Consider the following 11,995-nt stretch of genomic DNA (forward strand, 5'->3'; position numbering starts at 1 on the left):
CTGTACGGCACCAACCCCGCGCGCGCAGCCGAGGTGGCGCAGCGCCTGGTGGCCGTGGAAGAAGAGTGGATGGCCGCGCTGGAGCGCCAGGAGGCGCTGGGCGCGCGCTGACGCCAGCGGCGCAGGCGCCGCACCCGCGCCTTACGCGCCCGCCCTGGCCGAGGCCACGCGGCGCGAGAACGTGCGCCAGAACGCCGCGTCCTGCGTGGTGGCGAAGTTGATGCGCATGAGCGTGCTGGGCGTGCGCGCGGCGTGGAACAGGGCGCCGGGCGCGATCAGGTAGCCATCGTCCAGCAGGCGCTGGGCCAGCGCGTCGGTGTCAACCCCGGTGTCGACCCAGCCGAACAGGCCCGACGGCTCGGCCGCGAAGCGGCAGCCCGCGCCCAGTGCCAATTTCACGCTGCGCGTGCGGGCGGCGTCCAGGCGGGTGCGCACGCGCTCGGCGTGACGGCGCAGCTGCCCTTGCTCGATGCAGTAGGCCAGGGCCTTCTCCAGCAGAGCCGGCGTGGTCAGCGTGCTCAACAGCTTGGTGTCGAGCAGGGGCTCGACCAGGCCGGGCGGCGCGGCCAGGAAGCCGATGCGCCAGTTCGGCGCCAGAATCTTCGCGAAGCCGCTGACGTAGATGGTGCGCTGCAGGCCGTCGAGCGCGCTCAGGCGCGTGGCGTGCTCGGGCGCCAGGTGGCTGTAGGTGTCGTCCTCGGCGATGTGGAAATTCAGGCGCTGCGCGAGCTGCAGCAGGCGGTGCGCCGCGCCAGGCGACAGGCTGTAGCCGGTGGGGTTGTGCAGCACGCTCACGCTGACGAACAGCTTGGGCCGGTGCGCCTCGGCCAGGCGCTCCATCACCGCCAGGTCGGGCCCGTCGGGGCCGCGCGGCACGGTGAGCACGCGCATGCCCAGCGCCGCCAGGCGCGCGAACTCCACCGCCCAGCCCGGCTCCTCCACCATCACCGGGTCGCCGGGTCGCAGCAGCGTGCGGCTGACGATGTCGAGCGCGTGCGTCGCGCCCACCGTGGTGACGACCTGCGCCGGGTCGACGTGCACGTTGATGCCGGCCAGCTTTTGCGCCAGCACGCGGCGCAGGCCCTCGTCGCCACGCGGCTCGCCGTAGCTCAGCGAGGTTTCGTTGAGCGCGCGCACCGAGGCCACACGGCGCACGGCGGCCGGCATGAAAGTCGACTCCAGCCAGTCGGGCGGGAACACCCCCATGCCGGGCTGCGGCTTGTCGCTCACCTGGTGGAACATGCCGCGGATGAGGGCCGTCGCGTTGATGGGGCTCTGCGCCGGCGGCAGCGGCGCAGCGCTGCGCGACTCGGCGCGCGGCGTGAGCGGCTCGCGCACGAAGAAGCCGCGCTGGCGCTGCGCCTGTACCAGGCCCTGGGCGAGCAGGAGGTCGTAGGCCGCCACCACGGTGGACGGGCTGACACCGTGCAGGCGGGCGCAGGCCCGCACCGAGGGCAGGCGCGCGCCCGGCGCGAGCAGCCGCTGGCGGATGCGATCGGCGTAGCGCTCGGCCAGTTGCTCCGTGAGCGACTGGTTCGCGGTCTTCAGCAGCATGGGGTGGCCTTGTGTGTATTGCCCGTCAGGCCCATACAGTGTGCGAACTGAACGGGCAAACTGTATTGGCTCTGTATTGATGGCAAAGGGTACATTGATCGTTCGCCGAGCGCCAGCCCTTCCCTTCCGCCCGACCGACCCGCCCCATGTCCGCGACCGAACTGACCGCCCTGCTGATCTTCTGCACCGCGATGAGCTTTTCGCCGGGGCCCAACACCACGCTGTCCACCGCCTTGGCGGCCAACTTCGGCCTGCGGCGCGCCCTGCGCTTCTGCCTGGCCGTGCCCACGGGCTGGATCCTGCTCATGCTGGCCAGCGGCCTGGGCATGGGCGCGCTGATCACCGGCGTGCCGGCGCTGCGCTGGGCCGTGAAGGGGGTGGGCGTGGCCTACATGCTCTGGCTGGCCTGGATGCTGGCGCGCACGGCGCGCCTGTCGCAGGCCGACCCGGCCCGCCTGCAGGTGGGCTTCTGGCAAGGCGTGGGGCTGCAGTTCATCAACATCAAGGCCTGGATGCTCGCGCTCACGCTCAGCGCGGGCTGGGTGATCAGCAGCGCGGGCGCGCCCGCGCCCAACCCAGGCGAGCGGCTGCTCATCGTCTGCGGGGTGATGCTGTTCTTCGCCTTCACCAGCAACTTTCTCTACGCCCTGATCGGCTCGCTGCTGCGCGACTGGCTCGCGCAGGGCGAGCGCCTGTTGTGGTTCAACCGCGTGCTGGCCGGCGTGCTCGTGGCCACCGCCTTGTGGATGCTCACCGTATGAGCCGCGACGAAAGACGCGGCTGGCTGCTGGGCCTGCTCGGCGTGGCGGTCTTCGGCCTGACGCTGCCGATGACGCGCCTGGCCACGGGCAGCCTGGACGCGCCGCAGCTCTCGCCCTGGTTCGTCACCTGGGCGCGCGCGGCCATCGCCGGCGGGCTGTCGCTGGCCTGGCTGTGGGTCACGCGCGCGCCCATGCCCCGCCCCGAGCACCGCCGCCCGCTGGCCCTGGCGGTGCTGGGCAACGTGATCGGTTTTCCCTTGTTGCTGGGCTGGGCGCTGCGCCACGTGACGGCCAGCCACGCCGCCGTGTTCACCGCCCTGCTGCCATTGGCCACCGCGGCCATGGCGGCCTGGTTGATGCACCAGCGCGCGCGCCTGGGTTTCTGGCTGTTCGCCGGCCTGGGCAGCGCGCTGGTGGTGGCCTACAGCCTGCTGCGCGCGCACCAGGCGGGGCACGGCTTCGGCCTGGGCTGGGCCGACACGCTGCTGGTCGGCGCCGTGCTGGCTGCGGCGCTGGGCTACGTGGGTGGCACGCAGGTCACGCCCGCCCTGGGCGCCGAGCGCGTCATCAGCTGGGTCTGTGCGATCGCGCTGCCGATCACCCTGCCGGCCGCGCTGCTCACCTGGCCCGAGCGCGGCGTGAACCTCAGCGCCTGGCTCGGCCTGGCCTACGTGGCGGTGTTCTCCATGTGGGCCGGCTTCTTCGCCTGGTTCCGCGGGCTCTCGCTGGGTGGGCCGCTGCGCGTGAGCCAGTTGCAATTGCTGCAGCCCTTCATCAGCATCGCCGCTGCGGTGCCCCTGCTGGGCGAGCGCCTGGACGCGCTCACCCTGGTGTTCGCGCTGGCCGTGGTGGCCAGCGTGTTCGCCGGCCGGCGCTTCGGCGCCGCGCCGCCCGTCCCCTCCCCGTCCATCCACAAGGCCCCCACATGAGCTCCGCCACCCCCTGGACCCTGGCCCGCCGCGCCGAACGCATGAACCCCTCGGTGATCCGCGAGATCCTCAAGGTCACCGAGAAGCCCGGGATCATCAGCTTCGCCGGCGGCCTGCCCTCGCCGCAGACCTTCCCCGTGAGCGCCTTCGCCGAGGCCTGCGCCGAGGTGCTGCGCAACGACGGCCGCGCGGCGCTGCAGTACGCGTCCAGCGAGGGGCACGCGCAACTGCGCGAATGGGTGGCGCGCCAGCTGCCCTGGGCCGTGGACCCGGCGCAGGTGCTCATCACCACCGGCAGCCAGCAGGGCCTGGACCTGGTGGCCAAGGTGCTGATCGACACCGGCAGCCGCGTGCTGGTGGAAACGCCCACCTACCTGGGTGCGCTGCAGGCCTTCACGCCCATGGAGCCGCAGTTCGTGGGTGTGGCCAGCGACGCCGAAGGCCTCGACGTCGACGACCTGCGCCGCCAGGCGAGCGGCGCGCGCTTCCTCTACGCGCTGCCCAACTTCCAGAACCCCACGGGCCGCAGCATGAGCGAAGCGCGCCGCGCCGCGCTGGTGCGCGCCGCCGCCGAGACCGGCCTGCCCATCGTGGAAGACAACCCCTATGGCGACCTGTGGTTCGACGCCCCGCCGCCCGCGCCCCTGACGGCGCGGAACCCCGAGGGCGGCCTCTACCTCGGCTCCTTTTCCAAGATCCTGGCGCCGGGCCTGCGCCTGGGCTACATCGTCGCGCCCACGGCCGTCTACCCCAAGCTGCTGCAGGCCAAGCAGGCGGCCGACCTGCACAGCCCCAGCTTCAACCAGCGCCTGGTGAGCGCGGTGCTCAAGGAGGGCTTCCTCGAACGCCACGTGCCCACCATCCGCGCGCTCTACGCCTCGCAGTGCCGCGCCATGCTGGCCGCGCTAGAGCGCGAAATGGCCGGCCTGGGCGTGCAATGGAACACCCCCGACGGCGGCATGTTCCTGTGGGTGCGCCTGCCCGAGGGCATGGACGCCACCGCGCTGCTGCCGCAGGCGGTGGCGCGCGGCGTGGCCTTCGTGCCCGGCGCGCCCTTCTTCACCGACGCGCCCGACATCCGCTCGCTGCGCCTGTCCTTCGTCACCGCCACGGTCGAGCAGATCGATCGCGGCATCGCCGCGCTGGCGCAGGCGGTGCGCGAACACCTGCCCCGCCGGGCCGCCGCGACCGCATGAGCGCCGCACGGCCGCCCGAAGGCGCTCGCACCGGCGGGCGCAGCACGGAGGTTCCCCCGGTGAGCGCCGCTCAGGGACTGCACCTCTGGGGCCGCCTGAGCTCCATCAACGTGCGCAAGGTGGTGCTGTGCGCGCAGTGGCTCGGCCTGGATCTGCCGCGCACCGACGCCGGCCTGAGCCACGGCGTGGTGGACACGCCGGCCTACCGCGCCCTGAACCCCAATGGCCTGGTGCCGCTGCTGCGCGACGGCGACTTCACCCTCTGGGAAAGCAACGCCATCCTGCGCTACCTGTGCGAGCGCCAGGGCCGCGGCATGCCCGCCGACCTGCGCACCCGCGCCGACACCAACCGCTGGCTCGACTGGCAGCAGACCACGCTCAACCGCGCGGGCAGCCCGGCGTTCACGCAATGGATCCGCACCCCGGCCGAGCGGCGCGACCTGGCCGCCATCGAGGCCTCGGTGCGCGCCGCCGAGCCGCTGTTCGAGCGGCTCGACGGCCACCTCGCGCAGCGCCCCTGGATGGCCGGCGACGAGCTCACCGCGGCCGACTTCCCCATCGCCTGCGAAATCCACCGCTGGTTCGGCCTGCCGCAGCCGCGGCCGGCCTGGCCGCACCTCGAGCGCTGGTACGCCGGCTGGCTGGCCATGCCCTGCAGCCGCGGCGTGCTGGACCTTCCCCTGGCCTGAGCCCATGAACACCCGCCCCTTCCAGCAAGTCGACGTCTTCACCGCCACCCCCTGCCTGGGCAACCCGCTCGCCGTGGTGCTCGACGGCGAGGGCCTGAGCACCGAACAGATGCAGACCTTCACCGACTGGACCAACCTGTCGGAATGCACCTTCGTGCTGCCGCCCACGCAGGCCGGCGCCGACTACCGCGTGCGCATCTTCTGCCCGGGGCGCGAGCTGCCCTTCGCCGGCCACCCAACCCTGGGCACGGCGCACGCCTGGCTCAGCGCGGGCGGGCGGCCCCGGGGCGATGACATCGTGCAGGAATGCGGCGTGGGCCTGGTGCGCATCCGCCGCGACGGCGCGCGCCTGGCCTTCGCGGCCCCGCCGCGGCGCCGCGAGGGCCCGCTGGACGAGGCCGACGTGGCGCTGATCGCGCGTGGCCTGGGCATCGCGCGCGAGGACGTGCTGGCGCACAGCTGGTGCGACAACGGCCCGGGCTGGCGCGCCGTCCTGCTGCGCAGCGCCGAGCAGGTGCTGGCGGTGAGGCCCGACGCCGCCGTGCTCGGCGGCCTCGACATCGGTGTGGTCGGGCCGCGCGGCAAGGTGGGCGTGGTGGGGCAACGCCCATCCGACCCCGAGCTGGCGTTCGAGGTGCGGGCCTTCTTCCCCGGCAACAACGGCATCGCCGAAGACCCGGTGACCGGCAGCCTGAACGCCGCGCTGGCGCAGTGGCTGATCGGCGCTGGCCTGGCGCCCGAGCGCTACGTGGCCAGCCAGGGCACCGCGCTGCGCCGCGCCGGGCGCGTGCATATTCAGCGCGCCGCCGACGGCACCATCTGGGTCGGCGGCGAATCGGTCAGCTGCGTGCAGGGCACGGTGCTGCTGTGAACGCCACGTTCGACCACCTCGTGGTCGCGGCCGCCACGCTGGCCGAGGGCGTGGACTGGTGCGAAAGCGCCCTGGGCCGCACGCCCGCGCCGGGCGGCGCGCACGCGCTGTTCGGCACCCACAACCGCCTGCTGCGGCTCGACGGCGCCGAGCGCGCCTACCTCGAGCTGCTGGCCATCAACCCGGCGGCCACGCCCACGCGCGCAGCACCCCTGCGGCGCTGGTTCGACCTGGACGACTCCGCGCTGCGCGAGCGCCTGCGCGCCCACGGCCCGCAGCCCATCCACTGGGTCGCGCGCGTCGACGACATCGAAGCCGCGCGCGCCGCCTGGCTGGCGCAGGGCATCGACCCCGGCCCGGTGCTCACCGCCTCGCGCGAAACGCCGCGCGGCCTGCTGCAATGGCGCATCACCGTGCGCGACGACGGCGCGCGCGGCTTCGACGGCCTGTTGCCCACCCTGATCCAGTGGGGCGGCATCCACCCGGTTGCCACCCTGCCCGCCAGCGGCCTGCAATTGCGCGGGCTGCAACTGGCCCATCCGCGTGCGGCGGCACTGAACACGGCCCTGGACGCCATCGGCATGCGCCTTCGCGTGCGCGAGGGCGAGGCCCTGATCAGCGCCCACCTGCACGACGGCCAGCAGGACCTGGACCTGCTGGCCAAGCCCTAAACCTCCGTCCATGAGCATCGTCCTACCTACCCTTGCCTGCATCGAAAAAGCCGCCACCACGGTCTACCGCTCCTTCGCCGCCACGCCGCAGTACCGCTGGGCCACGCTGAGCGCGCGCCTGGGCACCGCCTGCTGGATCAAGCACGAGAACCACACCCCCGTGGGCGCCTTCAAAATCCGCGGCGGCCTCACCTACTTCGAGCACCTCGCGCGGCGCGGCGCGCTGCCGCGCGAGGTCATCTCCGCCACGCGCGGCAACCACGGCCAGAGCGTGGCCTGGGCCGCGCGCGCGCACGGCGTGGCCTGCACCATCGTCGTGCCGCACGGCAACTCGGTCGAGAAGAACGCCGCCATGCGCAGCCTGGGCGCCACGCTGATCGAGCACGGCGACGAGTTCCAGGCCGCGCGCGAGCACGCCGGCGCGCTGGCGGCCGAGCGCGGCGCGCACATGGTGCCGAGCTTCCACGCCGACCTGCTGAGCGGCGTGGCGACCGCCTGGTGGGAGTTCCTGCGCGCCGTGCCCGAACTCGACGTCGCCTACGTGCCCATCGGCCTGGGCTCGGGCGCGTGCTCGGCCATCGCCGCCAAGCGCGCGCTGGGCCACCGCGTGCGCATCGTGGGCGTGGTGAGCAGCGGCGCCACCACCTACGCCGACTCGCTGGCCGCGGGCCGCGTGGTGCCGGCGCCGGTGAGCACGGTGCTGGCCGACGGCATGGCCTGCCGCGTGGCCGAGGCCGACGCGCTGCCCCTGCTGGCCGACGGCCTGGACCACGTGGTGCGGGTGAGCGACGAGACCGTGGCCGAGGCCATGCGCGCGCTGTTCGCCGACACGCACAACGTGGCCGAGGGCGCCGGCGCCGCGGCCTTCGCGGCGGCCTGGCAGGAGCGCGAGCACCTGCGCGGCCAGGCGGTGGGCGCCGTGCTCAGCGGCGGCAACGTGGACAGCGAGGCCTTCGCCCGCGTGCTCAGTCGCTCGACTTGACCAGCCGCGCCACGATCTCGCAGAACTGCTCGACGGCGTCGGTCTTGAAGACCACCTCGCGCACACCGGCGGCGCGCGCCTCGGCCTGCAGCTCGTCGGTGATGTAGCCCGAGGCCACGGCCACCGTCAGCCGTGGCTCGATGCTCAGCGCCTCGCGCGCGACCTCCAGGCCCGACATGCCGGGCATGTTGTAGTCGGTGAGCAGCAGGGCGAACTCGCCAGGCTTGTCGCGCAGGGCGGCCAGGGCGTCGGCCTGCACCGACAGGGCCGTCACGCGGTAGCCGCGCCGCTCCAGCAGGCGTCGCACCAGGAAGACGAGCGTGTCGTCGTCGTCGAGGTAGAGGATGTGAGGGGCGGCCTCCGGCGAGGCCGGGGCGTCGGGTCGGGGCTGGGGATTTTCCACGGCGGGCATTGTGACGGGTTTGTCTTCGGCTGTCGCTTCGTCGGCGGGCAAGGGTGGCAGCCACAGCGTGATGGTGGTGCCCTTCTGGGGCGTGCTGCACACCTCGATATGGCCACCGTGCGCCTCCACGAGGCCCAGCACCACGGACAGGCCCAGGCCGGTGCCCTGGCCCACGGGCTTGGTGGTGAAGAAGGGCTCGAACATGCGGCGCTGCACCCGCTCGTCCATGCCGCAGCCGTCGTCGATCACGCGCAGCCGCAGCACGGGCAGGCCCGCCGCCCGGCAGGCCTGGGCCAGCGCGGGGGGCAGCTGCGCCTGCGACACCGGCACGCTGTCCAGCGCGACCTCGATGCGTCCGCCGGCCGCGGGCAGGGCGTGCAGCGCGTTGGTGCCCAGGTTCACCAGCACCTGCTGCAGCTGGGTGGCGTCGCCCGAGACCTCGGGCAGCGGCGGCACGATGGTCTGCACCAGCTGCACCTGCGAGGGCAGCGCCGCGCGCAGCAGCGCGCAGGACTCCACCACCACCGCGGCCAGCGGCACGCGCGCGCGCGCCAGCGGCTGCTGGCGGCTGAAGGTCAGGATCTGGCGCACCAGCTCGCGTCCGCGCCGCGCGGCGGTGCTGATCTCGCCCAGGCTTTCGTGCGCCGGCGCCTGGGCCGGCAAGTCCTCGCGCGCGAGGTCGGCGTTGCCCAGGATCGCGGTCAGGATGTTGTTGAAGTCGTGCGCCACGCCCCCGGCCAGCGTGCCCAGGGCCTGCATCTTCTGCGACTGCGACAGGCGCGCCTCCAGCGCCTTCTGCTCCGACTGCGCGTCCTTCATGGCGGTGATGTCGATGAAGGTCAGCACCACGCGGCGCAGGCCACCCTGCGAATCGTTTTCGGGATAGCCGCTGCACAGCGCCCAGCGCAGGCGCGCGCCGCCATCGATCGGCAGGCCTACCACCACGTCGCGCACCGGCTGGCCGGTGATGAGCACGCGCTCGAAGGGCCGGTCGTGGCGGCGCAGCGGCTGGCCGTTCTCGTCGAGCATGAGCCAGCTCTCGTAGCTCGGCTCGGGCACCACGCCGTCCGCGCCCACCGCGCTCCAGGTGAGGAAGCGCCGCGCCGCGGTGTTCATGCGCCACAGCGTGTGGTCGGGGTGAAAGACCATCACGCCGGCGTCCAGGTTGTCCACCAGGCGCTGCAGGTCGGCCTCGCGCTGGCGCTGCACGGCGCGCGCGGCCTGGGCCTCGTCGCGCAGGCGCAGCATCAACAGGCACTGGAAGGCCAGCACGCACAGCAGGTAGGCGATCAGGAAGCAGAAGGTGAGCAGCGCCACCGCGGGCAGGAAAGGCCAGCGCAGCACCACCGCGATCAGCGCATAGCCCAGCAGCAGGGCCACCTGCAGCCACAGCACGCTTTCCAGGGCGCGGAACTCCGTCGGCGCCGGCCAGGGACGGTGGGCGCGCGCGTCGCCGATCATGAGCAGCAGCAGGGCGACGTTGGTGCCCAGCCACAGCAACTGGCGCGCGGGCAGGCTGTCGATGACCTCGATGAAGAACACGTTCACCGGCCATTGCACGAGCAGCAGCAGCAACACGCCGGTCATCACGCGGCGCACCGACAGGCCCAGGTAGGCCCGGAAGCCCACCCACAGCAGCGCGAAGGTGAGCGAGAACAGCAGGTTGCTCAGCGGCATGCCCACCCAGCCGGGCAGCAGCGGGCGCACCATCATGGCCGCCGCGGCGCAGGTGTGCGTGAGGCAGGCCAGCGCCCACCAGCCCAGGCCGCCCACGTGGCGCAGGCGCCGGTGCTGGGCCCAGAAGGCCAGACCGATGACAACGTCGATGCCTGTCCACACCGCCAGCAGCGTGGGCAGGTGAAACCACATGAGTTCGGGGATACCGGTGGCCATCGAAAGAGGGGGAACGCGGACCGGGCGCCGGCGACGCCTTTGGGAAGAATGACCGATTGCAGCACGCGCTCCCGCACACGGCGCCCGGATAAGCGGCACGAAAACGGTGCAAACCGCTCCCCCAGCGCGGGCGGCCCGGCGAATGGTGCGCTTTCGCACAGGTGACAGCCAGGGCCGGGTTCAGTCGCTGCCGGGACAAAAGCCGCCGCGGCCCGCGACCCAGAATCGCGCCATGGGAACGCTTTACCTCGTGCGACACGGCCAGGCCTCGTTCGGCGCCGCCGACTACGACCAGCTCAGCGAGCTGGGCCGGCGCCAGTCGCTGCGCCTGGGCCGTTACTGGGCCGAGCGCGGGCTGGGCTTTGACGCCGTGATCACCGGTTCGCTGCGGCGCCACCAGCAGACCTGGGCCGGCATCGCCGAAGGCGCCGGGCTCGCGCTGCAGCCGCTGGTGATGGCGGGCCTGAACGAGTACGACGCCGATGCGGTGATCCGCTGCGTGCACCCGCAGCCGCTGGCCAAGCCCGACACGCCCGAGCAGTACCGCCAGCATTTCCGCCTGCTGCGCGACGGCCTGACGCAGTGGATGGCGGGCACCGTGAGCCCGCAGGGCATGCCCAGCTACGACGGCTTCGCGCGCGGCGTGGCCGAGGCGCTGGCGCACGTGCGCGGCACGCACCATGGGAAGAACGTGCTGATCGTGTCCAGCGGGGGGCCCATCGCCACCGCCGTGGGCCAGGTGCTGGGGCTGAGCCCGGAGGCGAGCATCGAGCTGAACCTGCGCATCCGCAACAGCGCCGTGACCGAGTTCCAGTTCACGCCCAAGCGGCACAGCCTGCTGACCTACAACACGCTGCCGCACCTGGACGGGCCGGACCACAAGGACTGGGTCACGTACGCCTGAGCGTTCTGTCGGCTCTCTGCCTGTTTCACGCGTCTGTTTCGCTCGTCTGTTTCGCTCGCCGGCTTCGCGCTGACGGCTGGCGGGGTCCGCGTTCTCCGGCCCACGCTCGCGGGCGCATACCCCGGTGGACCGCGAGCGTGGGCCGGAGAACGGGCACCCACACCGGCGGCCCATGCGAAGCCGCGACGAGGAACATTGCCGAGAAACAGCGCCCCGAAGCCTCAGCGCACAGCAGCGACCAGCTCAGCGGCGCATCGCCCACCCGCCCAGATCAGCCCGCCGATCCGCCCTGCCGCAGCGTGTCCGCCGGCAACCGGTCCATCTCCACCAGCAGCTTCGCCAACGCCCGCCCCGCCGCGTCGAGCAGCGCACGGCCGTTCTCCGCCGTGGCTGCGGCCGCGTTGCCCGCCGCGCCCGCCGGGTTGAGGTCCTGTGCCTGCCAGGCGAACTTCGCGCTGCGGCCATTGCCCAGAATCTCGAAGCGCTCGGCGCGCTGCTCGCTGCTGGACACGAAGTTGCGCGCCAGTTCCATGCGCACCCGGCCCGGATTGAGCACCCGCATGAGCGCGGTCTCGACCTCGCCCGCGTGCGCGCCGAAGCGCTGCTCGTGCGCGGAAAAACGCGCGTTCACGTCCTGGCCATGGGCGTCGAGCAGCGGCAGCTGGAACCAGCTCGTGCTCACGACCAGCAGGCCGCGGCGCGCGCGCAGGTCGCGCGCCACCGGGTCCAGCAGGCCCACCTGGCCGCCGTGCGTATTGAAGATCAGCAGCTTCTTCACGCCCGCATCGGCCACGCACTCGGCCAGCTCGGTCCACAGACGCATCAGCGTGTCGGCCTTGAGCGTGAGCGTGCCCGCGAAGGCCGCGTGCTCGGGCGAGAAGCCCACGGCCTGCAGCGGCAGGAACAGCGCGGGCAGATCGGCCGGCAGGTGCCCCTGAGCGGCCTCGATCACGCCGCGCGCGATGTCGGCGTCCACCGACAGCGGCAGGTGCGGCCCGTGCTGCTCGGTGGCGGCCACGGGCAGCACGGCGATGGCGCGCCCGCGGTCGAGCGCGGCGAACTCGGCGCTGCCGAGGTCTTGCCAGTAACGCGAGGAGGGGGTGGCGGCGGACATCGCCCGATCTTACGGGCGCCGCCGCCGC

The 11,995-nt window shown here is 73.0% G+C and carries 12 protein-coding genes (1 of these 12 running past the window's edge); 9 read left to right on the top strand and 3 right to left on the bottom strand.

Annotated features, from left to right (window positions below):
• A protein-coding gene (locus BHU06_RS17330; RefSeq protein WP_070400451.1) for an ATP-binding cassette domain-containing protein crosses the window boundary here: on the top strand, positions 1-111 show its 3' end. Its footprint begins 1,764 nt before the window's first position; only the last 111 of its 1,875 coding nucleotides appear in the window; its start codon lies beyond the left edge, outside the window; its stop codon occupies positions 109-111.
• A gap of 30 nt (positions 112-141) precedes the next feature.
• Here the strand turns inward: BHU06_RS17330 and BHU06_RS17335 are convergent, their stop codons facing one another.
• Positions 142-1,554 (bottom strand): PLP-dependent aminotransferase family protein, encoded by a 1,413-nt coding sequence (locus tag BHU06_RS17335; protein WP_070400452.1) that lies wholly within the window; start codon positions 1,552-1,554, stop codon positions 142-144.
• Positions 1,555-1,700: 146 nt separating this feature from the next.
• Between BHU06_RS17335 and BHU06_RS17340 the strand changes: the two genes are divergently transcribed.
• From BHU06_RS17340 to BHU06_RS17370, 7 genes are read left to right on the top strand one after another with little or no spacing between them, the layout of a single operon-like run.
• A complete protein-coding gene (locus tag BHU06_RS17340) occupies positions 1,701-2,315 on the top strand; it encodes a LysE family translocator (RefSeq protein ID WP_070400453.1) in 615 nt (204 codons plus the stop codon).
• Complete coding sequence (locus tag BHU06_RS17345; protein WP_070400454.1) at positions 2,312-3,244, top strand: DMT family transporter; 933 nt, start codon at positions 2,312-2,314, stop codon at positions 3,242-3,244. The genes BHU06_RS17340 and BHU06_RS17345 overlap by 4 nt, the downstream gene beginning before the upstream one ends.
• The gene (locus BHU06_RS17350; RefSeq protein WP_070400455.1) at positions 3,241-4,440 is read left to right on the top strand and encodes a PLP-dependent aminotransferase family protein; all 1,200 of its coding nucleotides are present in this window, start codon (positions 3,241-3,243) and stop codon (positions 4,438-4,440) included. Before BHU06_RS17345 ends, BHU06_RS17350 begins: the two co-directional genes overlap by 4 nt.
• 59 nt (positions 4,441-4,499) lie before the next feature.
• Entirely contained in the window at positions 4,500-5,129 is a 630-nt protein-coding gene (locus BHU06_RS17355; protein WP_254668198.1) for a glutathione S-transferase family protein, read from the top strand.
• 4 nt (positions 5,130-5,133) lie between these two features.
• Positions 5,134-6,000 carry a PhzF family phenazine biosynthesis protein gene (locus BHU06_RS17360; RefSeq protein WP_070400456.1) on the top strand — a complete coding sequence of 289 codons (867 nt, stop codon included), beginning with the start codon at positions 5,134-5,136 and terminating at the stop codon, positions 5,998-6,000.
• On the top strand, positions 5,997-6,671 hold the full coding sequence (locus BHU06_RS17365) for a VOC family protein (protein ID WP_070400457.1): 675 nt from the start codon (positions 5,997-5,999) through the stop codon (positions 6,669-6,671). Before BHU06_RS17360 ends, BHU06_RS17365 begins: the two co-directional genes overlap by 4 nt.
• A 10-nt stretch (positions 6,672-6,681) precedes the next feature.
• Positions 6,682-7,653, top strand: a complete 972-nt coding sequence (locus BHU06_RS17370; protein ID WP_070400458.1) for a threonine dehydratase — start codon at positions 6,682-6,684, stop codon at positions 7,651-7,653.
• Here BHU06_RS17370 and BHU06_RS17375 read toward each other — a convergent pair.
• Positions 7,637-9,949 carry an ATP-binding protein gene (locus tag BHU06_RS17375; protein WP_070400459.1) on the bottom strand — a complete coding sequence of 771 codons (2,313 nt, stop codon included), beginning with the start codon at positions 9,947-9,949 and terminating at the stop codon, positions 7,637-7,639. The genes BHU06_RS17370 and BHU06_RS17375 overlap by 17 nt on opposite strands.
• Positions 9,950-10,181: 232 nt before the next feature.
• Between BHU06_RS17375 and BHU06_RS17380 the strand changes: the two genes are divergently transcribed.
• Positions 10,182-10,853 carry a histidine phosphatase family protein gene (locus tag BHU06_RS17380; protein ID WP_070400460.1) on the top strand — a complete coding sequence of 224 codons (672 nt, stop codon included), beginning with the start codon at positions 10,182-10,184 and terminating at the stop codon, positions 10,851-10,853.
• A 271-nt stretch (positions 10,854-11,124) separates the two neighbouring features.
• On the opposite strand, the gene BHU06_RS17385 is transcribed toward BHU06_RS17380, so the two are convergent.
• Positions 11,125-11,967 carry a creatininase family protein gene (locus BHU06_RS17385; RefSeq protein WP_070400461.1) on the bottom strand — a complete coding sequence of 281 codons (843 nt, stop codon included), beginning with the start codon at positions 11,965-11,967 and terminating at the stop codon, positions 11,125-11,127.
• Positions 11,968-11,995: the final 28 nt, after the last annotated feature.

The sequence above is a fragment of the Hydrogenophaga sp. PML113 genome, from assembly GCF_001777155.1.
GTDB classification, from domain to species: domain Bacteria; phylum Pseudomonadota; class Gammaproteobacteria; order Burkholderiales; family Burkholderiaceae_C; genus Hydrogenophaga; species Hydrogenophaga borbori.

Excerpts from the sequence above, each read along its gene's own strand:
- BHU06_RS17335 (WP_070400452.1), bottom strand. The coding sequence starts at position 1,554 with ATGCTGCTGAAGACCGCGAACCAGTCGCTCACGGAGCAACTGGCCGAG.
- BHU06_RS17340 (WP_070400453.1), top strand. The coding sequence starts at position 1,701 with ATGTCCGCGACCGAACTGACCGCCCTGCTGATCTTCTGCACCGCGATG.
- BHU06_RS17345 (WP_070400454.1), top strand. The coding sequence starts at position 2,312 with ATGAGCCGCGACGAAAGACGCGGCTGGCTGCTGGGCCTGCTCGGCGTG.
- BHU06_RS17350 (WP_070400455.1), top strand. The coding sequence starts at position 3,241 with ATGAGCTCCGCCACCCCCTGGACCCTGGCCCGCCGCGCCGAACGCATG.
- BHU06_RS17360 (WP_070400456.1), top strand. The coding sequence starts at position 5,134 with ATGAACACCCGCCCCTTCCAGCAAGTCGACGTCTTCACCGCCACCCCC.
- BHU06_RS17370 (WP_070400458.1), top strand. The coding sequence starts at position 6,682 with ATGAGCATCGTCCTACCTACCCTTGCCTGCATCGAAAAAGCCGCCACC.
- BHU06_RS17375 (WP_070400459.1), bottom strand. The coding sequence starts at position 9,949 with ATGGCCACCGGTATCCCCGAACTCATGTGGTTTCACCTGCCCACGCTG.
- BHU06_RS17380 (WP_070400460.1), top strand. The coding sequence starts at position 10,182 with ATGGGAACGCTTTACCTCGTGCGACACGGCCAGGCCTCGTTCGGCGCC.
- BHU06_RS17385 (WP_070400461.1), bottom strand. The coding sequence starts at position 11,967 with ATGTCCGCCGCCACCCCCTCCTCGCGTTACTGGCAAGACCTCGGCAGC.